General features: G+C 41.7%; 28 protein-coding genes and 3 pseudogenes. 23 read left to right on the forward strand and 8 right to left on the reverse strand.

The window, feature by feature from the left end; all coding sequences use genetic code 11:
• The first annotated feature begins 240 nt into the window (after nucleotides 1-240).
• From H7968_RS15490 to H7968_RS15530, 10 genes and pseudogenes are all read left to right on the forward strand, one after another.
• Nucleotides 241-1,604 (forward strand): annotated as a pseudogene (locus H7968_RS15490) (DNA cytosine methyltransferase).
• Between the two features lie 78 nt (nucleotides 1,605-1,682).
• On the forward strand, nucleotides 1,683-1,877 hold the full coding sequence (locus tag H7968_RS15495) for an XtrA/YqaO family protein (RefSeq protein WP_227396992.1): 195 nt from the start codon (nucleotides 1,683-1,685) through the stop codon (nucleotides 1,875-1,877).
• Nucleotides 1,878-2,591, forward strand: coding sequence for a hypothetical protein (locus tag H7968_RS15500; protein ID WP_227396993.1), 714 nt, complete (start codon nucleotides 1,878-1,880; stop codon nucleotides 2,589-2,591).
• 96 nt (nucleotides 2,592-2,687) lie between these two features.
• Nucleotides 2,688-2,861 (forward strand): hypothetical protein, encoded by a 174-nt coding sequence (locus tag H7968_RS15505; RefSeq protein WP_227396994.1) that lies wholly within the window; start codon nucleotides 2,688-2,690, stop codon nucleotides 2,859-2,861.
• A gap of 23 nt (nucleotides 2,862-2,884) precedes the next feature.
• Nucleotides 2,885-3,352, forward strand: a complete 468-nt coding sequence (locus tag H7968_RS15510; RefSeq protein ID WP_227396995.1) for a sigma-70 family RNA polymerase sigma factor — start codon at nucleotides 2,885-2,887, stop codon at nucleotides 3,350-3,352.
• A gap of 169 nt (nucleotides 3,353-3,521) precedes the next feature.
• A complete protein-coding gene (locus H7968_RS15515) occupies nucleotides 3,522-3,698 on the forward strand; it encodes a hypothetical protein (RefSeq protein ID WP_227396996.1) in 177 nt (58 codons plus the stop codon).
• Nucleotides 3,699-4,010: 312 nt separating this feature from the next.
• Nucleotides 4,011-4,649: a hypothetical protein gene (locus H7968_RS15520; protein ID WP_227396997.1), complete on the forward strand. Its 639-nt coding sequence runs from the start codon at nucleotides 4,011-4,013 to the stop codon at nucleotides 4,647-4,649.
• A gap of 34 nt (nucleotides 4,650-4,683) precedes the next feature.
• Entirely contained in the window at nucleotides 4,684-5,382 is a 699-nt protein-coding gene (locus H7968_RS15525; protein ID WP_319799508.1) for a terminase small subunit, read from the forward strand.
• Nucleotides 5,383-5,595, forward strand: a complete 213-nt coding sequence (locus H7968_RS18115; protein WP_319799509.1) for a hypothetical protein — start codon at nucleotides 5,383-5,385, stop codon at nucleotides 5,593-5,595.
• Nucleotides 5,596-5,864: 269 nt separating this feature from the next.
• Entirely contained in the window at nucleotides 5,865-6,407 is a 543-nt protein-coding gene (locus tag H7968_RS15530) for a DUF6143 family protein (RefSeq protein ID WP_227396998.1), read from the forward strand.
• Between the two features lie 71 nt (nucleotides 6,408-6,478).
• Here the strand turns inward: H7968_RS15530 and H7968_RS15535 are convergent, their stop codons facing one another.
• Nucleotides 6,479-7,243 (reverse strand): SDR family NAD(P)-dependent oxidoreductase, encoded by a 765-nt coding sequence (locus tag H7968_RS15535; protein WP_227396999.1) that lies wholly within the window; start codon nucleotides 7,241-7,243, stop codon nucleotides 6,479-6,481.
• 166 nt (nucleotides 7,244-7,409) lie between these two features.
• Here H7968_RS15535 and H7968_RS15540 point away from each other — a divergent pair, with 166 nt between their 5' ends.
• The 10 genes from H7968_RS15540 (at nucleotide 7,410) to H7968_RS15585 (ending at nucleotide 18,586) form a co-directional block, all read left to right on the forward strand.
• Nucleotides 7,410-8,477 (forward strand): PQQ-dependent sugar dehydrogenase, encoded by a 1,068-nt coding sequence (locus H7968_RS15540; RefSeq protein WP_406566422.1) that lies wholly within the window; start codon nucleotides 7,410-7,412, stop codon nucleotides 8,475-8,477.
• 270 nt (nucleotides 8,478-8,747) lie between these two features.
• Complete coding sequence (locus H7968_RS15545) at nucleotides 8,748-9,383, forward strand: stage II sporulation protein M (protein ID WP_227397000.1); 636 nt, start codon at nucleotides 8,748-8,750, stop codon at nucleotides 9,381-9,383.
• A 44-nt stretch (nucleotides 9,384-9,427) separates the two neighbouring features.
• Nucleotides 9,428-10,657 carry a DUF418 domain-containing protein gene (locus H7968_RS15550; RefSeq protein WP_227397001.1) on the forward strand — a complete coding sequence of 410 codons (1,230 nt, stop codon included), beginning with the start codon at nucleotides 9,428-9,430 and terminating at the stop codon, nucleotides 10,655-10,657.
• Nucleotides 10,658-11,730: 1,073 nt separating this feature from the next.
• Entirely contained in the window at nucleotides 11,731-12,960 is a 1,230-nt protein-coding gene (locus H7968_RS15555) for an acyl-CoA dehydrogenase (protein ID WP_227397002.1), read from the forward strand.
• A complete protein-coding gene (locus tag H7968_RS15560) occupies nucleotides 12,957-13,730 on the forward strand; it encodes an SDR family oxidoreductase (RefSeq protein ID WP_227397003.1) in 774 nt (257 codons plus the stop codon). The genes H7968_RS15555 and H7968_RS15560 overlap by 4 nt, the downstream gene beginning before the upstream one ends.
• A gap of 56 nt (nucleotides 13,731-13,786) precedes the next feature.
• Nucleotides 13,787-14,350 carry a TetR/AcrR family transcriptional regulator gene (locus tag H7968_RS15565; protein WP_134376362.1) on the forward strand — a complete coding sequence of 188 codons (564 nt, stop codon included), beginning with the start codon at nucleotides 13,787-13,789 and terminating at the stop codon, nucleotides 14,348-14,350.
• Nucleotides 14,351-14,416: 66 nt separating this feature from the next.
• Nucleotides 14,417-15,298 (forward strand): 3-hydroxyacyl-CoA dehydrogenase family protein, encoded by an 882-nt coding sequence (locus H7968_RS15570; protein WP_227397004.1) that lies wholly within the window; start codon nucleotides 14,417-14,419, stop codon nucleotides 15,296-15,298.
• A gap of 13 nt (nucleotides 15,299-15,311) precedes the next feature.
• Nucleotides 15,312-15,725 (forward strand): acyl-CoA thioesterase, encoded by a 414-nt coding sequence (locus H7968_RS15575; RefSeq protein ID WP_227397005.1) that lies wholly within the window; start codon nucleotides 15,312-15,314, stop codon nucleotides 15,723-15,725.
• The gene (locus H7968_RS15580; RefSeq protein ID WP_227397006.1) at nucleotides 15,722-16,780 is read left to right on the forward strand and encodes a phosphotransferase family protein; all 1,059 of its coding nucleotides are present in this window, start codon (nucleotides 15,722-15,724) and stop codon (nucleotides 16,778-16,780) included. Before H7968_RS15575 ends, H7968_RS15580 begins: the two co-directional genes overlap by 4 nt.
• Nucleotides 16,781-16,807: 27 nt before the next feature.
• Nucleotides 16,808-18,586, forward strand: coding sequence for an acyl-CoA dehydrogenase family protein (locus tag H7968_RS15585; RefSeq protein ID WP_227397007.1), 1,779 nt, complete (start codon nucleotides 16,808-16,810; stop codon nucleotides 18,584-18,586).
• A 198-nt stretch (nucleotides 18,587-18,784) separates the two neighbouring features.
• On the opposite strand, the gene H7968_RS15590 is transcribed toward H7968_RS15585, so the two are convergent.
• The 4 genes and pseudogenes from H7968_RS15590 to H7968_RS15605 all read right to left on the reverse strand — a co-directional run bounded on the left by H7968_RS15590 (nucleotide 18,785) and on the right by H7968_RS15605 (nucleotide 21,421).
• Nucleotides 18,785-19,624, reverse strand: coding sequence for a PHP domain-containing protein (locus tag H7968_RS15590; RefSeq protein ID WP_227397008.1), 840 nt, complete (start codon nucleotides 19,622-19,624; stop codon nucleotides 18,785-18,787).
• 165 nt (nucleotides 19,625-19,789) lie between these two features.
• Nucleotides 19,790-20,494 carry a DUF5694 domain-containing protein gene (locus H7968_RS15595; RefSeq protein WP_227397009.1) on the reverse strand — a complete coding sequence of 235 codons (705 nt, stop codon included), beginning with the start codon at nucleotides 20,492-20,494 and terminating at the stop codon, nucleotides 19,790-19,792.
• A gap of 148 nt (nucleotides 20,495-20,642) precedes the next feature.
• The gene (locus tag H7968_RS15600) at nucleotides 20,643-20,930 is read right to left on the reverse strand and encodes a hypothetical protein (RefSeq protein WP_227397010.1); all 288 of its coding nucleotides are present in this window, start codon (nucleotides 20,928-20,930) and stop codon (nucleotides 20,643-20,645) included.
• Between the two features lie 153 nt (nucleotides 20,931-21,083).
• A pseudogene (locus H7968_RS15605) lies at nucleotides 21,084-21,421 on the reverse strand (YciI family protein).
• Nucleotides 21,422-21,706: 285 nt separating this feature from the next.
• Between H7968_RS15605 and H7968_RS15610 the strand changes: the two are divergent.
• Genes H7968_RS15610 through H7968_RS15620 form a run of 3 tightly spaced genes read left to right on the forward strand, consistent with a single transcriptional unit; the run spans nucleotide 21,707 to nucleotide 23,547 of the window.
• Nucleotides 21,707-22,237, forward strand: coding sequence for a DUF1572 family protein (locus H7968_RS15610; RefSeq protein ID WP_227397011.1), 531 nt, complete (start codon nucleotides 21,707-21,709; stop codon nucleotides 22,235-22,237).
• A 26-nt stretch (nucleotides 22,238-22,263) separates the two neighbouring features.
• Entirely contained in the window at nucleotides 22,264-22,731 is a 468-nt protein-coding gene (locus H7968_RS15615) for a hypothetical protein (RefSeq protein WP_227397012.1), read from the forward strand.
• Between the two features lie 51 nt (nucleotides 22,732-22,782).
• Nucleotides 22,783-23,547, forward strand: coding sequence for an AAA family ATPase (locus H7968_RS15620; protein WP_227397013.1), 765 nt, complete (start codon nucleotides 22,783-22,785; stop codon nucleotides 23,545-23,547).
• Nucleotides 23,548-23,641: 94 nt separating this feature from the next.
• On the opposite strand, the pseudogene H7968_RS18195 reads toward H7968_RS15620, so the two are convergent.
• The 3 genes and pseudogenes from H7968_RS18195 to H7968_RS15635 form a co-directional block, all read right to left on the reverse strand.
• Nucleotides 23,642-23,841: pseudogene (locus H7968_RS18195) on the reverse strand (manganese catalase family protein); the annotation flags it as partial.
• A gap of 9 nt (nucleotides 23,842-23,850) precedes the next feature.
• The gene (locus tag H7968_RS15630; RefSeq protein ID WP_227397014.1) at nucleotides 23,851-24,297 is read right to left on the reverse strand and encodes a YndM family protein; all 447 of its coding nucleotides are present in this window, start codon (nucleotides 24,295-24,297) and stop codon (nucleotides 23,851-23,853) included.
• A 246-nt stretch (nucleotides 24,298-24,543) separates the two neighbouring features.
• A complete protein-coding gene (locus H7968_RS15635; RefSeq protein ID WP_227397015.1) occupies nucleotides 24,544-25,572 on the reverse strand; it encodes a serine hydrolase domain-containing protein in 1,029 nt (342 codons plus the stop codon).
• Between the last annotated feature and the right edge of the window lie 5 nt (nucleotides 25,573-25,577).

The following is a 25,577-nucleotide window of genomic DNA, read 5'->3' on the forward strand; positions in this document are numbered from 1 at the left end:
GGCACCACATCGATGGAGTTAATAAAGATCGCAAAACTTAGTATCGCGCCAATGACTTGGACTATTACCTGCGAACCTTTAAGGCTCGTAAATAGTTCTCGCATAACTACCACTCCCTTTCTTTCAATTTTCGATGTGGTATCATCTCTGACTTCTGCCTGAGAAGGCTCAGGGAGAGGGGCCTGGGAAAAGTAATATTCTTGTTTGTATTATAACATATTTTGGTAAGTGGGAATAAGTATGCAATTAGATTTATTTAGAGAAATCATAGTCGATAATTTTGCCGGCGGCGGTGGTGCCAGTACAGGGATTGAAATGGCTACTGGTTTAAATGTAGATGTAGCAATTAACCCTGATCCAGTTGCTATTGCAATGCACAAAACAAATCACCCGCACACAGAGCATTATTGCGAATCTGTTTGGGATGTGGATCCTCGTGAGGTAGTTAAGGGGAGAAAGGTTGGTTTGTGCTGGCTTGGGTGGCACTCCGATGGGCGACAACCGTCAAGCCACGGGTCATCATTCTTGAGAACGTGGAAGAATTTAAAACGTTGGGGCCACTGAAAGACGGAAAGCCAGATCCAGATCGAAAAGGATACACATTCAAGTCATTGGTGAAACAGTTTCGGAAACACGGATATGAAATAGCCTGGAAAGAACTTCGGGCCTGTGACTTTGGCGCTCCTACTACTCGAAAAAGGTTATTTTTAATTGCTGGGTGAGATGGGCAACCAATCACATGGCCGGACGCTACTCATGGTGATCCGCAAGACTTAAACGTGCAGCTTGGATTAAAGAAGCCATACCGCACTGCAGTTGAAGTCATTGATTGGTCGCTTGAATGTCCAAGTATATTTCACCGGAAAAAGCCATTAGCAGAGAACACAATGAGGAGAATTGCACGAGGTTTTCAGCGTTTTGTAGCAGAGAATCCAAATCTATTTATCGTAAGAATCGGACAAGCTGGTTTTGGTGGTGATCGCCTTCAATATGAAATTAACAAGCTATTGACCACCATCACTACAAAAGCAGAGCACCTGCTTGTTACAGCTTACCTTACAACTTATTACACTGAAACACTCGAGAACGAAGTGAGAGGACAGATCGTAGATAAACCAATCGCCACAATCCCGACAGCTAATAGATTCGGTCTTGTCACTGCATTTTGAACAAAGTATTACGGACAGGGGATTGGTCAAGAACTCATTAGTCCAGTACACACAATACCTACCAAAGATCGTTTCAGCTTAGTGACGGCATTCATGATGAAATATTACAGTACAAGCACCGGACATTCATTAAACGATCCACTTCATACAATCACTTCTGGTGGACATAAATTCGGCCTAGTAACTGTAGCAGGTGTTGATTATCAAATAACTGATATCGGGATGAGGATGTTACAGCCGCACGAACTATTTAAAGCTCAAGGTTTTCCGAATAACTATATCATTGACAAGGATTATGAGGGCAAGAATTATTCAAAGTCAGCACAAGTTGCGCGGTGCGGCAATTCGGTGCCTCCTCCATTTGCTAATGCATTGGTGAGAGCTAACTTGCCAGAAATGTGCTCTGAGAAAACCAGGTATTCAATAAGTGTTTGATTGCATAGAAATAGCCGGAATCTCTCCCGGCGCAAAATAAAAACTCGACACTTTTATTATAGCACGGGAGGGAATTTCATGAGGATGAAAGAACTAAAAATTGATAACAACGGCTGCCTGAATATTGATATAATGGAACTAGATAACTGTGCAGTGATTATTGACAAGGGCAAGGCGAAGTACTTCAAATTAGTTGAGCATGGAGAGGCTGTCATTACTACTCATCAAGGCAAATTTAAAAGGGTAAATTATAAAGAGGGGGAAGAGTTCTAAGTGGAATCCATTCAAAATTTGACCGGTCAATTAGTAATTATAATACCTATTTTGACTGCGATTTTAACAGTATTATTTAATGCAGTATTAAAATTTTTCTTTGAGAGAAATGATATTAACTATTCAAAACGACCATTTTTCTCTTATATAGAATACTTAATGGATTATCCGATAGATAGGAGTAAAAGAAACAATGGTTTTATACTCTTTGGAAGAAATGGAATAAAGTTATTCAATAGTTCTACACATTATTATTCTAAAGCGAATTTTTTAGAGCTAAAGAATCTAACGAATAACGATATAATTAATGTAAAAATAAAATCAAAGTTTTTTAGTGATGGAATTAAAGTTCAAGAAGATTTCTCTTTAAATATTTGGAGACAAGATCAATTGATTTTGATACCACAAACTGTATTTGGAAAAGATTTATATTCAACTAATGAAGCGCTAATTATAAAATTCAGAACATTATCAGGTGAAAATATTAAGTTCTCCTATAAAAGAAGAAAGTTTTATTCATATATCATTAAAAAGGTTAAAGATAGACAGCAAGAATACATTCGTAAAAACAAAAAACGGAATCCGAAACTAGATAAAATATTGGATCGTTTAAAATTTAGTTACTATGAGTCTTATAAAAAGAGGTTATTTGGTATTTACCTTACTTCTTCCAAAATAAAGTTTATAGGTGGTCAAAAAATAGAACAATTATAACTATTAATTAGTCCCACCAGCCCACTGGAGGACACAGATTGAGAGCCAAGCGCTCTTAGTTTGTGTCCTCTTTTTATTTAAAAAGGAGATGATCAGATGGACCAGAAAGCGAAAGAGCAGTTGATGGAATTTAAGAAGCAACTTAACCAAGAGGCAGCAATAAAAAAGCCAAAGAAAAAGAAAGGTCTGTCTGATCGCGATCTCCGAGAACTAATGGGAGTGAACCGACCTACATACAGCAGACATAACGGGGCAATGCGCCAGCGCTAAGATTTCTGAGGGGGAATGAATGGATGACTAAAAAAGAGATTGAGAATCTTATTTATAAATACCACTGGCAAAGTAAAGAAGCGAGCAGGTTGGCCAGCCTTATTTTTGGTAGAACAGGAGGAAGTGAAAAAAGTTGGGGAGTAGCTCAATATGGATTAGAAGCTGTTATGCCAAAAGGCAGTTCAATCCGCAGCGCAAGAGAGCTTGAAGAAATGGACAAACGTGAAGAACGTCTTTACAAAAGATATATGAAGTTTAATGAACATGTTGAAACTTTAGAGCGTATTGCAGCTGAAGTAGAAAGTTTCTCTGATGAACGTATGGCCATAATTATTGATTGCATGATGGAGGGGATGAGTTACCGTTCTATCGCAATGCATCTGGGCATTAACAGAAACCTAATAAGAGAATTAAAGGACGATATGTTGTGCCAAATATGCCAAAAATGCCACTTCGTGCACGATTTGAAATTGGAGGAAAAACTAATTTAAAATGTGGGTAGGTCGGACGGCTGTTAGGTCGCGCTTATGCTTATGAGTGCGATCGTAAAGAGCAACCTCCGGTTTTAGATCCAAACATAAACCCCTCCCCCCCGTAGAGATCACTCGATAAAAAGAGTGTTCTTTTTTGTATGGTTTAGAGGAGGCAGGAGGTTTCGAAATGCACGATTTAGTTGCTAGGCGTAAACGTGAGATTAGACACTGCATAGAATTGCCGAACCAACAGCTTTTAAATGTGTATTTTTCTAAGAAGCCTCTTGATTTTGAAGATAGACAAATGAATGCCTGGAGAATGGGTGTTATGATTTCTGAAACTCGTAAACGGGCGAATGATTAGTATATGAAATGTAAGGATAATCGAATTGAAAGTACCGGTAATTGTGGTCTAACCGTTTTAATGATCACGAAGGATATTATCTTAGGTTTTGTAGACCGATTGAAAGAAAATGAGATCCTGCTGGTTGAGTGGGAAGATGATAAGAGAATGCGAGCTTATCGGTGGTTGCTACGGTATGACTTTGAAGAGATAGAGGACCAGAATGGTGAGTTGTTTGCATATACAGGATTGAATCAGAAATATAGGTGTTCTTTTGTTTAAATGTAGGATTTTCTTCTTTTACGTCGAATTAGATGTTAAAGGGGGAATTACGTGGGAGCGACTGAATGGGTATCAATAGGAGTTGCAACGTTAGCAGCACTTATTGCAATATTAAACACTTTTATGACAAATAATTTAAAAAAGAAATCTGATAAAAACAACTTACAACTATCGGAAAAAATAGCGGAACTGAATATTGAATCTAATGATAAACAAAGAATTATAGAACACATCGCAGCTCAAAGAATCGAGTGGATAAACACAATACGGAAGCATTTCGTAGAATTTAATTCACAAACAGCAAAAGCTCATTTTGATTATAGTAACTTATATCGAATTGACAAAACACCTGATCTAGAGGGACTAGGTTGGAGCATTCTTAAAGAAATTAGATTTTCTCAACTTTACTTAAATGAGAACGAATTGGTAACCAGAAAATTAATAGAGCTTATGTTTGATGTTCGAAGTAAACTTAATCACAAAAATTATGATGTCAAACATTATAATAGTGATCTATCAAACATTCTATTTCTTCAAAATGTAATATTAAAATCCGAATGGAGAAGAGTCAAAGAGGAGATAGAAAAAGGCGAGTCTCTTCGATCTGAGAGAGTAAAAGAAATATTCGATGAAGTTGCAAAAGAATCTAATGAGGGTTTATATAACTTCTTAATTAAATCTGATGATTAATGTCTCTATTTATTGGAGGTGGGTGAAAGTGTAAATGGGCAGACTGAGAAATCCAAAAAGAGATAAAGCATTTGAATTATGGAAAAACAGTAATGGTGATATGAAATTAAAAGACATTGCTGTAAAACTCGACGTTCTGGATACACAAATTCGGAAATGGAAAAGCCAGGACAAATGGGAAGATCAACTGGATGTAGCTAAAGGGAACGTTACTCATTCGAAAAGGAACGTTACTAAACAGATTGAGCAGTCAGTTCATGAAATTAAGACAGAACCAAAAGCCCCTCCTGAAGGTGACAATCTCACTGACAGGCAGAGGCTTTTTTGTTTGTACTTCGTTAAAAGCTTTAATGCAACGAATGCTGCTATCAATGCCGGGTACGCTCCAGACAGTGCTCATGTGGAAGGTTCGCGATTACTAAGGAATGCTAAGGTTGCGAAAGAGATACGGGCTATAAAAGAGAGCATGCGACAGGGCTTCTTCATCGATGCTATGAACGTACTTGATAAGTACATTAAGATCGCTTTTTCTGATGCCACTGATTATGCCACGTTCGGGCGAATGGAAGTGCCTGTCATGGGAGCGTTCGGCCCGTTGATTGATGATAACGGTCAGCAGATCACCCGGGAAGAAAACTTCGTTGACTTCAATTCTTCTGATGTAGTGGATGGTACGATCATTACAGAGATTAAGCAGGGCAAGGACGGAATTGCTGTTAAGCTGGCTGATTAGATGAAGGCCCTCGATAAGCTGTCACAGTACTTTGATCTGTTCCCGGATAAGTTTAAGCGCCAAGTCGAAGAAGAGAAGCTGCGCATTGCTCATCATAAAGTTTTTGGTGGCGAGGACCCGGACGAGTATGAAGATGACGGGTTTGAAGAAGCTCTGAATGCTACGACTTCGGAGGTGTGGGCAGATGATCACTCTGCCGAAGAAAACAGTTAAGTAGTTTTCCTTTTTTGAACATGGGGACGTAGATCTTGTTTTATTCGAAAGTCGATAGGCTGTTTAAAGGTACAGCGTTAAAGCGCAAAAAAGCTCCAATCATCTATTTAGATGGTCGGAGTTTTTTTCACGTAAAAGGACTTATAGCTTAATCTCAAAACCCTTTTCGGCACCCCTAATAAACCCAACCACCCCAAACCTACACCTCCTGAATACCCTATCCAGTAGACCAATTTCTACAATCCAATCAAGAAAGGAAAAGTGTTTTAATGACGTCATTTGATCACGATCATTTGAAAAAGGTTGTGAATATACCGAACCCGTTGTATCAGTCGTTGCAGGGGCGGTATTTTGTTGGGCAGACGGAGCATGTGTTGTTTGGGAAGGGACGGAATGCGTGGGGAGGTTTGGTGAATCCGGAGGGATCGGATGTTGATTTGTTTGTGAATGCGTTTACGATTACGAATCATTCTGATCAGCCGTTTGAAGCGGAGATTTGGTTTAATCCGGTTGTGCCGGGGAAGCCACAGGTTTCGAACAATGTGACGCCGGCGAATACGGCGCTTTGTCCGCTGCCGGAGCCTGAGGTGAAGATTGAATATGCTGAGTGTGTGAAGGGGTTTCCGAAGAAGGGGATCATGGCGTTCAGGCGGATTGTTCAGCCACAGAGTACGCTGGTCAGTGATGAGGATGGGAAGTTTATTTTTCCACCGGGTGGTTCGTTTATTATCTTTTTGGTGTCGCCTGATCATCATGACATGATCCAGGCAGAGGTTGCGTTCGGCTGGTTTGAGAAAAGTAAGTTTGATTAATTAGATCACACCAGTAATATAAAAAGGTCAGCCAATCAACGGCTGACCTTTTTTAACAATGATCTAAAACCTCAATCAGCCTTCCGTCTCGACGTATACGGATAGATTGGATCGAGTAATTCAAATTCGTAGCTTTCGCTGTTTACTTTGCCAACGACTTTTTCACTATCATAGAGCTCCAGCATAAATTCGGCCATTTCTTTGGCGGTGTGGTATTTTTGTACGTTGTCGCGGTAGCTGAATTCATCTATTTCACGGGCTGTTTTGACGAATTCGGTTTCGGTCATGGCTGGTGCGAGTAGTTTTACTTTCATAGGAGCGCCCTGATCCTGCAGCTCCTGGGCGAGTCCTTCTGTAAAGGCAGTTACATAAAATTTAGTAGCCGCATATGAGACGCCGTTTGCAACGAGTCTGTAGCCGACATCAGAGCCGACGTTGATTAATGTTGCGCCTTCCTTTTCGGCATAATCATGGGCGTAAAGGGTGGAAAGGGTTGTGAGTGCTTCGATGTTGACGCGGAGCATCTTTTCAATCTTATGGACATTCTGTTCTGTAATAGGTGCGCTGTTTCCGAAGCCTGCGTTGTTGACCCAGGTTTCAATATCGTATTCTTTTAAACTCTCGTATAAGGCGTGGACATGTTCACTTTCTGAAAGGTCGGCTGGTTTAATGACGACGTCCAGGTCGGGATTGATGTTGTGGATTTCCTGCTTTAGCTTATGTAGCTGGTCCTCCCGTCTGGCAATGACAATGACGTTTTGATTCCGTGAAGCAAATGCTAATGCTGATTCGTAGCCAATGCCTGAGCTGGCGCCTGTAATCACCGTATACTTCATAAGAATTCCTCCAATGAAATGTTTTATAATTCAACCTTATCGTACTGTTAACATTAACCAGAAAGCAAATGATGAGTGGTGAAGGACGATTATTTAGTGAATGCCCGCAACATTGTGAGGTATGCTTATAACAAAGCAAACGTTTAAAGAGGAGGGCTCAACCGACGTGAAAAAGACTTTCTTCACCTCATTGACTGCGGTTCTGTTCATCGCCGGCTGTTCTTCGGGCAGCGGACAGGGTGACATGTCAGAAGGGGCAGTGTCTGAACAGGAAATTGAGACGGTTGCGGAAAATTTGGAGATTCCATGGGCGATTGACCATCAGGATGATACGTTTTATATCACAGAAAGAACCGGAAGCATTGTGAAAGTGGAAGGGGATCAGGAAGAACGGCAGGCTGTGGAGCTTAAAGAGGAACTGGCAACCGCGGCTGAAGCGGGTCTGCTTGGCTTTGTCCTTGCGCCTGACTTTCAGGAATCACAAATGGCGTATGCCTACTATACGTATGAAAATGGGGACGGACAATTCAACCGGATCGTTACCCTGCGTTTAGATGATGGTGTCTGGACGGAGGAAGATCTTTTGCTGGATGAGATTCCGAGCGGGAATGTGCATCATGGCGGCAGGCTGAAAATGGGGCCGGATGATAAGCTGTACGCGACCGCAGGGGATGCGGCTGAGGTGGATCTTGCGCAGGAGGTCGATTCTCTTGGAGGTAAGATCCTTAGGTTGAACTTAGATGGCTCCGTTCCTTATGACAATCCATTTCCGGACTCCTATGTTTACAGCTATGGTCACCGGAATCCGCAAGGACTGACCTGGTCGCCGGATGGCACGATGTATGCGAGTGAGCACGGCAACAGTTCGAATGATGAAATCAATGAGATTGAAGCCGGACAGAATTACGGATGGCCGATCATTGAAGGTGATGAAGAGCGGGATGATATGGTGTCACCGCTATTTACGTCCGGAGATGATTCCACCTGGGCACCGTCCGGGATGGCGTATTACGACGGGAAAATCTATGTTGCGTCTTTGAGAGGAACGGCCGTGTTGGAATTTGATCCTGCAACGAATGAACAGCGCACGTTTGTTTCAGGTTTAGGCCGGATCCGGGATTTGATTATCGATGAGGATACACTTTACTTTGTCAGCAATAACACGGATGGCAGAGGGAATACTGGAGAGAATGATGATAAATTGTATAGAGTTTCGCTTTCAACATCTGATTAAAATGATCCGCTCTGAAATTTTAGAATTCTTTCTTCAAGCGAAAAGTATATCTAATTGAATACTCATATTTTGGTGATAGCACTTAAACTAATAGTGCTATTTTTTTGTCTAATAAACATGTTACTTGTAATTAAAACGATCTTATTTCCATTAAATGAAACTTATTACTTAGTAAAAACGTATCAGTTTAAGCAGGAATCTTGAGATTAAAGCCTCTATTTTAAAATGGATAAACTAAGAAGCTCAAATTGATGATTATGGGGGAGAGTAATGAGTTTAGGTAAAATAGGAGAAAAACTTATCATGGAACATCAATTATATAAAGAATCGTATCAAAGGAGTATGTTGACAGTATTCGTTTTAGGAATAATAACTGCCTTGGCTTTCTTTTTTTCAGCAATTTACTTTGAAGATTTTATTGTGCAGCAAACGAATACCATCGCTGAACAAATGTTGGATGAAAACAATAAAGAAATGACAAATGTACAAACGTTTTTCTCGATTTTATTAAATAATTTGTTTGTTGGTGGGATGATAATCTTATGCGGGTTTATTCCCCTCTATGGACTTCCATTTGTTTATGGGGTGCTTTCTTTTGCATCTGTTGGAATAATAGCCGGTTACGGGATTATTATGAAATATAATGTTTTACAAACTATGCTGATCGCATTTATTCCTCACGCAGTCATTGAAATCATTCCTATTCTTTATAGTGTAGCAATTGGTACGTACATTAATAAAAATATTGTAAAAAAGGTATTTTTGAAAAAAAGAAAATCTGAGAAAATCACTAAAATGTTAGGGCAGAGTATCACGAGTTATATCATAATTATTATTCCTTTATTTTTCCTTGCTGCTCTGGTTGAAGCATTTATTACTTCTGTTCTTGTGGATATTTATTTGTAACCAGTATGAATTAATATAAATGAAAAAATTAGGAGGATGGCACTATGAGTTCGGTTTCGATGAAAGAGCGGATCCATGCGCTGGATATCATCCGGGGCTTTGCGCTGTTTGGCATTTTGATCGCGAATATGATTGCGTTTAAGACGCCTGCTTTTACGGAGATCAGCAGTATGATTGAAGGAAGCAGCCTGCCGGATGGCGGACTGAACGCGGCTCTGACGCTGCTGACGGCGTTTTTTGTGGACGGGAAGTTTTACCCGATGTTTTCAATGTTATTTGGTTTAGGCTTTTATATTTTTTACAGCCGACTGATGAAACGCGGATTGCCGGCGAAGCAATTATTTAGACGCCGACTTGTATTTTTGCTGCTGATCGGACTCGTACATCTCATTTTTATCTGGTCGGGAGATATTTTACATACATATGCGATTACAGGCTTTTTGCTGCCGCTTTTTGTTGAGCGTTCAACAAAAGTCATTAAAGTGTGGGTGATCTCGCTGCTTGTCGTTGGGCCACTTCTAGTGATGGGACTGATGCTTTTAAGCAGTGTAAGTATTCAATTTATGATCAGCCAGGAGATGGACACGCTGGAAAATCTGAATGCGACGTCTGTTCTGGCTGCATCCGTTATGGCAGAGGGAAGCTTTGGGGAAATTCTGGCTTTCCGGTTTACTAATGAAGTCATACCGATTTTGCTTCAGGTGTTATTAATCGTACCAACGATTTTGCCGCTTTTTTTAATCGGACTTTATTTCGGAAAGACAGGCATGTTCACGGATATTGAAAACAATCTGCATCGCTGGAAAAAAGTCATGTGGATTGGACTTTCGATTGGGGTACCATTAGTCGGGCTGTCAGTGGCAATTGGCTACAATGCGTTTGGCTGGGAGCCTTACTTGACGGTATCTGTTGCTGAAGGGTTAAACTCTATTGGCGGACCTTTTATGATGCTGTTTTACGTATCCGTCATTGTCTTATTGACGAGAAAAGCTTCCGTTGAAAAAATGCTCATGCCGTTTGCGTCAGTCGGCCGGATGGCATTGACCAACTATTTAATGCAGTCAGTGATTGCAGTGATCATCTTCAACGGATACGGCTTTGGATTATTTGGTCAGGTATCGAAAACACAGGGCGTGCTCATTGCGATCGCCATCTACAGCCTGCAGGTTGTGCTGAGTCATCTGCTGTTGAAGCGATACAACCAGGGGCCGATGGAATATGTGTGGAGAAAATGGACGTATTCGAGAGTGGAGAAGGTTTCGAAGGCGGCTTGATAGAGTTTTAAAGAGTCTTATTCTGAGGAGTATGAGATTTTTTGGGATGATCAGGGTTTCAAGCCTTGAATCTGCTGACGATCTCAAGACTTAGAGGCAGTCAATGCGAAGGAGAAACAGGGATGAAGAGCTCTAAAGGTCGAGGTGCGACTTTAAGTTCTTGTGTTAGGTAAGCTACTTGGTACATCAACCTATCACTAGCCATTAATGATGATACTCAACTAAAAGCAACATCGAGAATCATGAAAGCTAAAGTATATGTACTAACAGGTTTAATCAGAAGGTTAAGGTAGCTAAAAAAGAATAAATTAAATGCAGTTCGAAAAAATTAGACTTCACATTAATTTATTGATTTTGATTGCACTCTACAAACAGAATCTAGTTTTAATAAAAAATCCTGTTACACTCTAGAAGAGTAACAGGATTTTTTGCTCGAAAAGTATTGTAAAAAAAGTTTACAAAATAACTTTCAGAGCGCTTATTAAAACAACGACGAAAGTCATTGCTTGAAATATAAGCGAAATATTTTCTCTTATATTCTTGTCGCAATTATTATGTTTATGCATGATAATTACCTCCTCACTAGTTAATGGAGGTATAAGGCCTTACACCAATTTATAAATTGAACTATTTTAATTTCGATTATTGGTATAGACACTCAGTTAAATTTTTATTCTTCTTCTTATTATCGCATTTTCTTTTTTAGTTAGTTCAGTCTCTGCTAATTTTTTATTTTGATAGTCTCCGCGATCTCATTGTTCATGTAGATTTTCATTTGGAAGTGTCATTTTGTCTACGTTTTTTACTATTCAAAGTATAAAGGTTAAGAATATTCTTTAATAATGTGCACAAGTAAAATTTACAAGATAAAGAATTGTATGTCAATAGCTGTTTTGATTTTAATATTGCAAATTTATTTTCAATTTTTAAGTGTCTGTATAAGTTCACAGCTAAGTATGTAGCGAGTGCATGGTTAATAAAACAATAATCCAGTTGATTATCACTTGAAATCCGTTATACTAAAACCATACATACCGACCGGTCAGTTAGTAAATGGATAAGGGGATGGACGTATGGATTTTTCGTATTCTGCTAAGGTGGTAGATCTTGAGAAGAGGCTCACCGCATTTATGGAGGAGCATGTGTATCCGAACGAAGCGGTGTATGAGCGGCAGGTGAGTGAGGGGAATAGCCGTTGGGATACCGTGCCGCCGATCATGGAGGAATTGAAGGAGAAGGCAAAGGCTGAAGGGTTGTGGAATTTGTTTTTGCCGGAGAGTGAGTACGGGGCAGGGCTCAGTAATGTGGAGTATGCGCCGCTTTGTGAGATTATGGGGCGGTCGATGATTGGGCCTGAGGTGTTTAATTGTAATGCGCCGGATACGGGGAATATGGAGGTTTTGGTGCGGTACGGGACTGATGAGCAGAAGGAGAAGTGGCTGAAGCCGCTCCTTGCCGGGGAGATCCGCTCGTGTTTTTCGATGACGGAGCCTGATGTGGCGTCTTCTGATGCGACAAATATTGAAGCGCGGATTGAGCGGGATGGCGATGAGTATGTGATTAACGGGCGTAAATGGTGGTCATCCGGTGCCGGGGATCCACGGTGTAAGATTGGCATTGTAATGGGGAAGACGGATCCGGAGGCAGGCCGGTATGAACAGCAGTCGATGATTCTCGTGCCGCTTGATACGCCGGGTGTGACGATTGAGCGGATGCTTCCGGTGTTTGGATATGATCATGCACCGCATGGTCACGGAGAAATCACCTTTGATCATGTCCGGGTACCTGCAGGCAATATGATTTTAGGTGAGGGAAAAGGGTTTGCGATTGCCCAGGGGCGGCTTGGTCCTGGCAGAATTCATCACTGTATGAGGCTGATCGGGGCAGCGGAGCGAGCACTTGAGGAATTGTGTGAACGCGTGCTGGATCGTCAGGCATTTGGCAAACCGCTTGCCAGTCAGGGTGTGATCCGGGAATGGATTGCGGATTCGCGGATTGAGATTGAGCAGGCGAGACTTCTGACGCTGAAGGCTGCCTATATGATGGATACAGTCGGAAACAAAGTGGCGAAAGCAGAAATTGCGATGATAAAGGTCGTTGCACCTTCGATGGCGCTGAAAGTCATTGACCGGGCGATCCAGGCGTTCGGTGCAGGGGGGGTATCAGAGGATTTTCCGCTGGCTGCACATTGGGCGAGTGCTAGGACGCTTCGGCTCGCGGATGGGCCGGATGAGGTGCACCGCGCGCAGATTGGCAGACTTGAGCTGCAAAAATATGAGGGGAATGGGAGGAATGACAAATGAAGGTGCTTGAATTATTTGATCTGACAGGAAAGACAGCGCTTGTGACAGGTGGTGGACGCGGACTTGGGGAGCAGATCGCTGAAGGGTTTGCGGAGGCCGGAGCGAATGTGGTGATTTGTTCAAGAAAGCTTGAAGCTTGCCAGGAAGTAGCGGATCGCCTGGCGCAGCTCGGGGTACGGACGCTTGCGCTGCAATGCGATATTTCGAATCCGGCTGATGTGGAGCGTGTCATTGAGGAAACGGTTCAGACGTTTGGTTCGATTGATATTTTGGTGAATAACAGCGGGGCAACGTGGGGCGCCCGTGCAGAAGAGATGCCGCTTGAAGCGTGGCAGAAGGTGATGGATGTCAATGTGACGGGAACGTTTTTAATGAGCCAGGCGGCAGGGAGAAAAATGATCGAGCAGAAGTCCGGGAAGATTATTAACATTGCTTCAGTCGCGGGACTTGGCGGGACGGATCCGAGGGTGATGGATACGATCGGCTACAACACAAGTAAAGGTGCTGTTATTACGATGACGAAGGACATGGCGGTTAAATGGGGACAGCATAATATTAATGTCAATGCGATCGCACCGGGCTTTTTCCCGACGAAAATGTCAAAGGCGATTATTGATCAGGGGAAGGACCCGATTTTAGAGGTGACGCCTTTGAAGCGCTTTGGTTCGGATCATGATTTAAAAGGTGCTGCGCTGTTTCTTGCTTCGAAAGCATCTGCTTATGTAACAGGGGATGTGCTGATTGTCGATGGCGGCACGCATGCGATGTAGGAAGGGCGATATGGTATAATTTTAGCCATACTTTTAAAAACAGAGGCGTGAAGACAGTGAAGGAAAAAATTACGGAACAAAGCATACGATTATTTGAGAAGAAGGGTTTTAGTGAAACGTCGATTCAGGATATTGTGGAAGCCAATGGTGTGACGAAGGGGACGTTTTATTATTATTTTTCGAGTAAAGAAGAGCTGCTGATGGATATTCAGCTGCGCTATATTGATGATCTGCTGGCGCAGCAGGAGCGTATTATGAAGGATGAATCGAAAAATTGTAAAACGAAGCTGTATGACATGGTGCATATGCTGATCAGTAATATTAAGACGCAAGGGGCCAGTGCGAAGGTTTTTTTCAGGGAAATGCGGAACCTGAATGAAGAGCGGCTTGCTCAGATTATTCCAAAGCGGGATCAGTTCCGCGTAACGATTGAGACACTTTTACAGCAGGGCATTGATCAGGGGGAATTCCGTCCGGACTTAAATCCGCCGATTGCGACATTTGGGGTGCTTGGCATGGCGAACTGGAGCTATCAGTGGTTTAATCCTGAAGGTGATCTGTCTGAGGAAGAAGTGGCCCGTATTTTTACGGATATGCTGCTGAAAGGAATGGAGCTGTAGGAGAGGCATCTCTCCTTTTTTACGACAATCAACATACCAACCGGTTAGTACGAAGGAGGAAAAGGAATGAACGAAGTGAAACAGGTGACGGTGATTGGTTCAGGCAGTATGGGGCATCAGATTGGCATGCTGTGTGCACTCGGGGGATACGAAACAGTGATTCAGGATATTAATGAGCAGGCATTACAGGAGGCGGAATTCAAGCTTCACACCATTATGGATCGCTGGGTGACAAAAGGGAAGATTCCAGAGAACGATAAAATGAAAGCGTTTCACCTTTTGCGTTTTTCAAATGATCTTGAAGAAGCGGTGCAGCAGGCAGACCTGGTGATTGAAGCCGTGACAGAAAAGCTCGATGTGAAAAGAGAAGTATTCAGGCATCTTGAAGCATGTGCGCCGGCTCATACCGTATTTGCAACGAACAGCTCAACCATCGTCAACAGCCTGATTGCAGATGTGACAAAGCGTCCGGATAAAGTCGTTAACATGCATTTCTTTTTCCCGCCACTTGTGATGGACTGTGTGGAGGTTGTGAAAAGTGAGGCGACGAGTGATGAAACGGCTGCCCTTGCGATGGAGGTATGCCGTGTCATTAACAGGACCGCCATACTTTTAACAAAAGAGATTTCAGGATTTGTTGCTAACCGTCTTCTTGGCGCACTGCAAAAAGAAGCGATGTCGCTGTATGAACAGGGGATCGCGGATTTTAAAGACATCGATCTCATTTGTAAAAAAGCCTTAAATCACCCGATTGGTCCGTTCGAGCTGATGGATTTATCAGGGCTTGATGTCGCAAAGTTTGTGATGGAGCAGCGCTATCAGGAAACTGGTGACCCTGAGGACAAGCCGTTTCAGAGCGTGCTTGAAAAAGTGGACAAAGGGGAGCTCGGCCGTAAGACAGGCAAGGGCTGGTATGACTATTCGAAAGCAACAGTGACTAAAGGATAAGGGGTTGAGTGGCATGTATGTAAATGAAGTGACGGTTCGGTTTTGTGAGACAGATGCATTGGGTCATGTAAACAATACGAGTTATTTTATTTATTTCGAAGAAGCCAGGGTACAGTTTATCGCCTCACTAGGCTACAGCATGAACGTGGAGGACTGGCGCTTTATTATTGCCTCAACGAAATGTGAGTTTAAGAGTCAGGGATATTTTGACCAGAAGCTCAAAGTCGAAAGCTATATTTCCCGCATTGGCACAAAAAGCTTTCAGCTTGAACACCGTGTTACGTGCGCACAGACGCGGACGTTAATTGCTGAAGGAACAGCAGTCGTTGTGTATTTTGACTTTGCCAATCAGAGAAGTGCGGCGATCCCGGATGATATGAGGCGTGAGCTTGAGCAGCATTTGATCGCTGAGGGTGAGCGGGTATGAAGCAGGCGGATACGATCGCGGTAAAAGAAGGAGAAGGGCTCGACCTTCGCACCCTCGAAACTTTTTTAAGGCGTAACCTGACTGATTTACCGGATGGACATCTGACGGTCGAACAGTTTTGGGCAGGACATTCGAATTTAACGTATCAGCTTGAGATTGGGGATTGGGAGGCGGTGCTCAGACGGCCGCCGTTAGGACCGGTTGCACCGAAAGCGCATGATATGAACCGGGAGTTTAAGATTTTATCAGCGCTACATTCGCATTTTTCACCTGCACCTGAGCCGATTCTTTTTTCGGACGACGAATCCGTTGTGGGCAGTCCGTTTTTTATCATGGAGCGTAAACGCGGTATCGTGCTCGATACGTCATTTCCGGAAGGGTTGGCCGTGACCCCGGAGATTTGTCGCGGGCTTTCACAGACGATGGTCGACTGGCTGGTGGAGCTGCACGCGATTGATTATAAGAAAACGGGTCTTGTTGAGATCAGTAACCCCGACGGCTTTATGGAAAGACAGGTGCACGGCTGGATCGGGAGGTATGGGCGTGCGAAAACAGATGACATACCTGAAGCGGAGAGGCTGAAGGTGTGGATGACGGCGAATATGCCAAAAAGCCAGCCGCCAACGGTGATTCACTATGATTATAAATTGAACAATGCGATGTTCAGCGGGGATCTGAAGGAAATGATCGGACTGTTTGACTGGGAGATGTCAACGGTTGGAGATCCTCTGGCTGACCTTGGAGCGGCGATGAGCTACTGGATTCAGCACGATGATCCGAAATTGTTAAAGTTCGGATTAGGAAAACCTTCAGTGACGATTACGGAAGGATTCATGAGTCGGCAGGAATTTATTGAAGCGTATGCGACGAAAAGCGGTCGTGACGTATCAGATATGGACTTTTACTTGACGTTTGCGTACTTCAAGCTTGCGGTCATTTGCCAGCAGATTTATTTCCGCTATCGAAAAGGACAGACAAACGATGCGCGTTTTGCTCATTTTGATCAGTTTGTTAAAACGTTACTCGTCCATGCAGCAAGTGTGATCGAAGACTAATCTGACCATTCAGGGGAGGTTTTTGAAATGGAAAAACGAACTGTGTTACATAGGGGAGCGAGCTTTTTGTATGCAGCGCTTGATCCTGAAGAGATCTTTACGCCGGAGGATTTTACTGATGAGCATCGAATGATCGGTGCGACAGCCAAACAGTTTATCGAAAAAGAAGTGGCGCCTTATGTGGAGCGGATTGAGCAGCAGGAATTTGAACTTGTGCCGGAGCTAATGCGAAAAGCGGGGGATCTCGGTCTCCTCGCTCACAGCATTCCCGAGCAGTATGGCGGGCTGGGGCTTGATAAAATCAGCAAGGGAATCGTTGGTGAAATGATTGGTTCTGCAGGAGGTTATGGTGTCGCGCATTCCAACAATACGTGTATCGCAACGCTGCCTATTACGTATTTTGGGACAGATGAGCAAAAGAAAAAGTATTTGCCAAAGCTCGCTTCAGGAGAATGGATCGGCGCGTATTGCTTAACAGAACCGAATGCAGGCTCAGATGCACTGTCTGCTCAAACGACTGCTGTGCTGAATGACGAAGGTACCCATTATGTATTAAATGGAACGAAAATTTATATTACGAACGCGGTGTTTTCAGACACCTTTATCGTGTATGCAAAAGTGGATGGCCAGCACTTTACTGCGTTTATTGTGGAGAAAGATTTTAAGGGCTTATCACTTGGGCCAGAGGAACAGAAAATGGGGATAAAGGGCTCATCTACCCGGTCCGTGATTTTGGAAGATTGCTTTGTGCCGGTTGAAAACCTGTTAGGGGAAGTCGGCAGAGGACACGTGATTGCACTGAACGTGCTGAACCTCGGTCGTTTCAATCTCGGATCTGCAGGGGCAGGGGTATCAAAAACCGCTTTAAAGAAAACGATCTCCTTTGTAAAAGAGCGCAAGCAGTTTAAACGGGCGATTGCTGAATTCCCTGCCACAAAGCAAAAGTTAGCGTGGATGGCTGCCCGCATTTACGCAGCAGAATCACTGCAATACCGGACAGCCAGCCTGATCGAGGACGCGCTCGGTAATCTGGCAACGTCATCCGACCGCAAACTGATCGGCCAGCAGATGGGAGAATATGCGGTGGAGTGTGCAGTTTGTAAAGTGTTTGGCTCAGAAACGCTCGATTATGTCGTCGATGAAGCGCTGCAGCTGCACGGCGGTGCCGGATTCATTAAAGAATACGGCATTGAACAGATGTACCGTGATTCAAGAATCAACCGGATTTTCGAAGGTACAAACGAAATCAACCGCCTGCTCATCCCGACTCATCTTTTCCGGAAAGTAATGAAGGGGGAAGTGGACCTGGCAAGTAAGGTGCAGGCGGCTTTCAGAGCGCTTCGTAACCCTTCACGTGTTGAAGGCAGCCTGGCACAGGAGCGGGCGGCAGTTGAAACGATCCGAAATCTGTTCTTAGTTAATGCGGGACTAGTATATGAAAAGTACGGTGAAACCTTAGTAAATGAGCAGGAAGTGCTGATGAATCTGGCGGACCTTGCGATAACACTATTTGCTGCAGAATCAGCAGTGCTCAGAACGCAAAAAGCCGTATTGAAAAACGGAGAAGAAAAAGAAACGATGAAAATGGATTTGACGAGATCGTATTTAGAAAGTGCAATATGGGATGCTGAGAGGATTTCGCGTGTGCTCGTCTGCAATGTTTGTGATGGTGAAAAGCGTGAAGAGATGCTGACGTTGACCATTCGTGCTTGCAGCGGCTTTAATTCTCTTGGCGGGCAGGTTGAAGTGAACCGGGGGATTGCGGATCGGTTGGTGGAGAGTGAGGCGTGGGGACGTATATTTTGAATCATTCGATTGGCGAAAAGAATTTGGGGATCTTGGTTTAGCGGTACACGTATTTTGAATATGGAATGATTAAAACCCCTGCCTGGATGAAAAGCGGGGGTTTTGAGCTGAGTTGAAAAGATCATTTACTTGCGAATGAGAAGATTGGGAAACACGGGGACCTATGTTTTGTGAGTACATAAATAATAATTATAGTTGTTAACCCAAAATCTCAATACCTTTCAAATTCAACTTACTAAAATCAACTTTAACTGCACCCATTTCATACATAATATTTGACCTATTGTTAAATCCGCCGTGGTCATCATTACCAATGGTTATTAACATATTATTCTTTTGACAAAAGTCTATAAGGGCATTTGTTGTTTCTTCTGAATGCGTTGTGTAATAACATTCAAAGCCATCTGCACCCATGCTTTTAAGTGTATTTAAACGAGGTTCTATTTCAAAAAGATTATTTTTCATTGTCTCACCAATATGGGCAACAACTGCTTTACCATGTGCCTTATGTATCACATTTATTACATATTCAATTGATGGAAATGAATTTTTGGCTTTAATATTATTATCACTTATGAGCTTGAAAAAACTAGGAACATCCTTAACTAAGTTTTTGGTCTTTAGGTAGTCAATACCTTTCCATCCACCGTTTTTTAGATTTCGATTGTAAGAATTGAATTCCTCTATACTTATTTCCTTATAGTCAACACTCATCTTTTTTATCAATTCTACATCGATGTCAGCATAAACCGTCTCACATTGTTTACAAATATCAATGAGCTCTTTATTTTCAAAATTGAAGTCATAAGCGAGAATATGGAATTCTTTATCTTCAAACGAAGTAGAGATTTCAGCTCCTCGAATTAATTTGATTTGGTTCGCTTTACACAAAGGTATAAGCTCGTTATAAGCTGCAGTTGTGTTGTGGTCGCTTACACATAATAAGTCAATGCCAAGCTCTTTTGCTTTCTTGACAATTTCTTCAGGGGAACGGGTACTATCGGAATAGTGTGAGTGAATATGTAAATCTGCATACATTAAAATTTCACCTCAAACGTGGAGACGTATGTTTTGAATCATTCGAATGTAGAAATAAATTCAGTTGTATTTGACATAAAAGCTATGTATTTAATAGTAGTATATTTATATATCAAAGAATTTTAACTTCCAATGATGAAATGTTTGTCCAGTGAAAAGAATTTTTTATTGTAGGTAACTTAGTGGTTGGACGACCTCACATACTTCACTTTCTTCAATAAACTTTGTAACAATAGCAGAATGCGAATTACCTACTATAAATAGAATACGCTCTTCATTAGAATCAATAAGACGAGTTAAGTTACCAAACATGATTAAATTCCTTTTATACCACCAACTTAACCAGTTCATACCGACGTAATGATTAACATCGCCAATGCGTGCTATATTTACATATATTTTATGCAACTTGTTAAGTAGAGTAGGAGCGTTTAACTCTTTGTAAAAGTCTATTATACTTTTTCCCTCTAATAATTCAGGGTATTCAAAGCCTTGGTATATTTCACTTAAAAGTTCTGGCTGATTGTCCTTTGCCCAACTCTCAACTTCTCCATAATCCATATCTGATTTACCCATCCAATCAATCGGATAAATCTGCTCGTGGCCCAGCTGTAAACCTAACCGAAAGCCTACTTGATATATTTCATTCATTTGTAGTTCATACGTACCCAGTTTATAATTTTTATATTTTTCATTACATTTTTTACTGCCTTCTGGGACCATTTCAACTGCAATCTTCGTCGGTTTGAACTTCTCTAGTTTAGATACTAATTCCTCTATTTCCCTTTGTCTTATGTCTGAGTTTAGCCCCTCAAATTCAGACATATGAAAACTTCCAAGTATAAGAACTTTTGCTTTTTCCGGTTTCAATTAAATACCTCCTTAAATAACTACCCGTTCCTCATAGACTAACTCCCAACCCTCTCCAACACCAATCATTGGATATTGGTATCTTATCTTACAGACAACTTTCTATTAACAGACCAGGGGTTTCCTTTCTATTCAAAACACGGGTATCCTATAAAGCTAGATTAAACCCCAACTGAACGCCAAACGGAATAGAAAACCACGTAATAAAAATGGAGAATAACAAAAATACCTTAGGCTTCTTGCTTCTAAAAATAAATAACCCCAGTAAAAATCCTAAAGCCCAAAGAGGTAAAATCACAAAAAATTCAGGGGCCACCCAAGTCTCATCCGTGTAGTTCTCTGCTATCGTACCTCCTGCAAAAAAAGTAGAGATTAGTATAGCGATTAAGCCGCTGAAAATCGTGTTTAGAACATATGTGATCTTTATTTTTTTCAAAGCAATCAACCCCTTTACAAAGTATGCAGACAAATGTTTATGAGGTTTCATAAACAAGTAAATGTATTGATATATCTTAAAAATTGGTTTTCTAATAACCTGTCATTTTATAAAAAACAGATTCAAAAAATACTTTAGGCAAGCAAGTATCAATCATTCAAAAACCTGCCGCAGCTCAATCTGCCCTTCACCAAATCCTTGAGGATCCGGCATTTTCATTGCCCATTCGATTGAACATCAATTAAGATAAACCCCGCCACTACATTTTCAGTATCTGCAAAAGGTCCGTGAGTCACAACTGGTTTTTCATCTGGAACCGGATAAGATAGGCGCATACCATTCGAGCTTGGGTGAAGGCCTTTCGCCATAACGCGTACGCCAGCATAGACGAGTTCCTGATTAAATTGATCCATGGCATCCATCAGCTCCTGACTTGGAAGGTGACCGGCCTCGGAATTTTTTGAAGCTTTGACGATTAACATGAAAAGCATGTTGTCCTCCTTCAAAACCGTTTTTTCAGCCATGATATATGACAGAAGATCGCAATTTCCATTTAGAAATATATGTTAATATTAGTTTATCATAAGTGAAATCTATAGAGAACAAACAACATTAAGGATTCTCTATTGTGAACTTTGTCATCATGATGATGTCTCGAATGAAAATTGAATACGTAAGTTTAGAATCGTAATTGTGTGAGGATACAAAACTAAATGCAGTAATTTGAATCACAAGGTCTATTTTAATTTCCAATATGATAAAATCGGAGGACGTCCATGAGTCATTTAGAAGAGAAATATCTTAAGTACATATTGGTGCAGTATAAACATCTGAAAACCCGTGCAGATCAGGGTATTGACCAATTATCTGAAGAGGAATGGTTCTGGAAACCGGGTGAGGAATTGAATAGTATTGCTATTTTAATGAAGCATTTAAGTGGTAATATGCATTCGCGCTGGCTCGATTTTCTGACGAGTGATGGTGAAAAGGAATGTAGAAATCGGGATATGGAGTTTGTGATTGAAGGTGATCGGGCCGGTATCTTGATAGAAAGGTGGGAAAGCGGCTGGCGTTTGCTTTTTGAAACAATCGAGTGTCTTGAAGCGGATGACCTGGAGAAAACCGTCACTTTAAGAGGGCAGCCCATCACGGTTTTACAGGCAATCCAGACGGAGCTGTCTCATATCAGTTATCATGTGGGCCAGATATTGTTTTTAGGAAAGCAGATCAAGGATGACGCTTGGACGATATTGAGTATACCGAAAAACGGATTAGAAGCATTTATTAAAAAAGTGAAGGGGGATTAGGCCGGGAAACCAGGTCTTAAAATCTTATGAAATCAAAAGGAAAATTAATTATTTCAAGTATGATCATTGTGTTGCTGCTCATCGTACTTGGCGTTGAGAAGTATAACCAGCATCAAGAGCGTGAGATTGACATTTATAACTTATCAAACACGATGATGTTTGTAGTCGAAGGGATTGAAGCAGATATTGCCGAGCAGGAGCGGGTTTTGGAAGCTGAAAATTTCGAAGAGGCATTGGCAAGATACAATGTAGTAGGAACTGAGTATTTAAATGTGTCAAACGTAGCTACCTATATGTTTAAGTCAATTGAAAATTTTGATCAAACTTATTCAGAAGTGAACATCGATCTTCAGGTGATTAACCAGTCCTTCTTGCAGGCACAAACACAGGAAGAAGCACTGGACATTCACGAACGATTACTTGAGGCATTTGAAGAAGTGAAGGATGCCAGAGAATACGTTGAAGAGAATAATGATTTTGAGGATGGGGCTTGAGGTAAGTAAAAGAATACAATGCCTTAACCTATTATTCTGGGAGGGATCTTTTTGCCAAAGTTAAGTTATGATTCTCAATACATAAGATCCGTTTACTTAAAGCGTGATGAGATTCCTTCTTTTGATGAGTTTCCGCTAAATTTGCCGGTGATTCGGAATTTGGATGAGTTACTGTTTCACCCGAACGTGACGTATATTGTTGGTGAAAACGGGATGGGGAAGTCGACGCTGCTTGAGGGGATTGCGATTGCTTTTGGATTTAATCCTGAGGGAGGTACGCTGAACTTTAATTTTTCGAACTATGATTCCCACTCGAATTTGGATGAATATCTTCGTTTGAAAAAAGGAGTGAACCGGGCGAAGGATCATTTTTTCTTTCGGGCTGAAACGTTTTACAATGTTGCCACGAATATTGAACATTTAGATCGGGAGCAGTCATTTGGTCCGAGGATTATTGATTCTTATGGAGGGAAGTCACTGCATAAGCAGTCTCATGGAGAATCCTTTTTCGCAGCTTTTATCGAGCGATTTCAAGGGAAGGGTCTATACATCATGGATGAGCCGGAAGCAGCCCTGTCGCCATTAAGGCAGATGTCGATGCTGTCCAGAATCAATGAACTGGTTCACCAGGGATCACAATTCATCATATCCACCCATTCCCCGATTATCATGTCATATCCACAAGCCAAAATCATTCAGCTCACTCCGGAAGGAATCACAGAACCTGCATTAGAAGAAACACAGCACTACTCCATCACCAAACAGTTCTTTGAAGACAAAGATCGGATTTTGCATCATTTGTTTCGGGAGGAGTAGGGGAGTGTAGAGGAAGGTTCTGTCCCTAAAGTCTACCGTGTCTTCGAGTAAGTGCATTTGATCTTATTAAAATGCGTTATAAGTAAAAAATCCAGAGTAAGGACTCTGGATTCTCTTCTGTACGACAATTCCAACCTTGAAACAGATATTGCATCATGGCAGACATCTCACAGTACTTACCACCGAGTATCTACTGGCGTTTCTTAGCATAAGCAGCATCAGGTTTGACGTTTTGGCATTGTATTAAAGTTCTTTTACATGACAAAACTTCTGATAGCTGTTTATAAAGGACATGGTGTTTCTTTATTTTTTGTCCGTGTCAGAAGGATACAATTCTGAAGAAGTCTCTGTCTGAAATTGATTTGTTACATGCGTTCTTTCATTGACTGCGCTATTCGTCTTTTTTTCATGATCTAAACTTCTGGCGACTGATTGGTGGAAAAAGTATTCAAAGATAACCAGTGAGACTGTTGATATTGCGGTGGCCATTAAAACATCATCACCAACGGTCAGAGCATCTGTCATAAAATAAATAACTGCAAAGGCAAGAATGAAATCTGCAAAAGTTGCTACAGAGTTATTCGTTTTAGACAAAATTAATAAATCGCCGACCAGATAGGCAACTACAGTTAAGACAAGGGTAATATAAAATACGCTTTGAAATGATACATCAAACCCTGCGCTTAAGATGATACCTAAGACGATAAGAGTCGCAACAAACTTTAAGGCGAATAATTTTAAATGTGTCATGATCAACACCTCCATTCAGTATTAGGTTCTCCATTTGATCTGGTTTTAACCAAATGATTAACGAAATTTGAATTGGATACTTAATGTTTAGTCATGCCGTTTTCGGAGAAAATATGATTAAGGTGACTCAGCCTATTCAGGTAAAGGGTTTGACAGGTAGATGATCATGAGTGTTTATTGGATTGCATATCTTTTTTTTGCGTATCTCTTTGATCGATTATAGGTAAAGAAAAACTGACTCGATCTCTACACCCATGCCCTGTATATCTCCCCGATAAATCCTTTCATCTGATGAAGTCCTGTATCTGTGTTTGTCATGATGATGATTCCTTTTTTTAGATAGGGTTGAGCAACGAGCATGCTTTGATAGCCGATACCCCAGCCGAGGGAGGAAATTTCGGTTTCATGGTCTGTGCTATCTAAAAATAATCCAAGTCCTGCCCAGGCTGCTGTTCCTTGAGGACTTAGCAGGGGTTTAGCGGCGTCAGAGGTTAGACCGATTTTGCTGTTATGATTCAAAGCATCCATTAACTCAATGACAAGCCTTACTAAATCAGATGGCGTTGTCCAAAGTCCAGATGCTGCGGCATATGGATAGATAGGATATTTTCCGGGAATGACATTACCCTCTTTGTCGTGTCCGGCAGTAAAGTTTTTACCGTTAGGCAACGATTGACTGAAAGTACTGTTGTCCATATGTAATGGTTCAAATATAAGATCATTCACAGCCTTTTCAAAAGGTTCCCCCGCAATATCTTCTATCAGCTGCTGGACCACACAATAACCCGCATCAGAATAATGAAATTCACTTCCCGGCTTCTTTTTTACAGTAATTGATTCCCGACAGTAAGGAGTTTTGCCTTCCAGTATGTCCACCATATTCGGCCCGTCATTTTGGGAATGAAGCGCATCAAAACTGCCCTCAGGGTCCAGAATTCCGGAGTGGTGGCTTAGTAAATGACGCAGTGTCACCTTGTGCGTCGTCTTATATTCATTTACAGGCAAAGTCCATGAAACAAGCTTATTATTAATATCCTCATCTAAATCAAGATCTCCCTGAGAAACGAACTTCATCACAACAATGGCTGTTACAAATTTACTGATTGAACATGCATTGAAAATAGAGTGCCGATCTACCAGTTCAGTCGTTCCTGCTTCCAGCAAGCCAAAACAATGTGTATCTGCAAGTTTTCCATCTTTAATGACAGCAATACCCGCTCCGGTTATATTAAATTGCTTCATTTTATTTAAAATAAATGCCTCTGATAGATTCATTCGAT

The sequence above is a fragment of the Jeotgalibacillus aurantiacus genome (assembly GCF_020595125.1).
GTDB classification, from domain to species: Bacteria; Bacillota; Bacilli; order Bacillales; family Jeotgalibacillaceae; genus Jeotgalibacillus; species Jeotgalibacillus aurantiacus.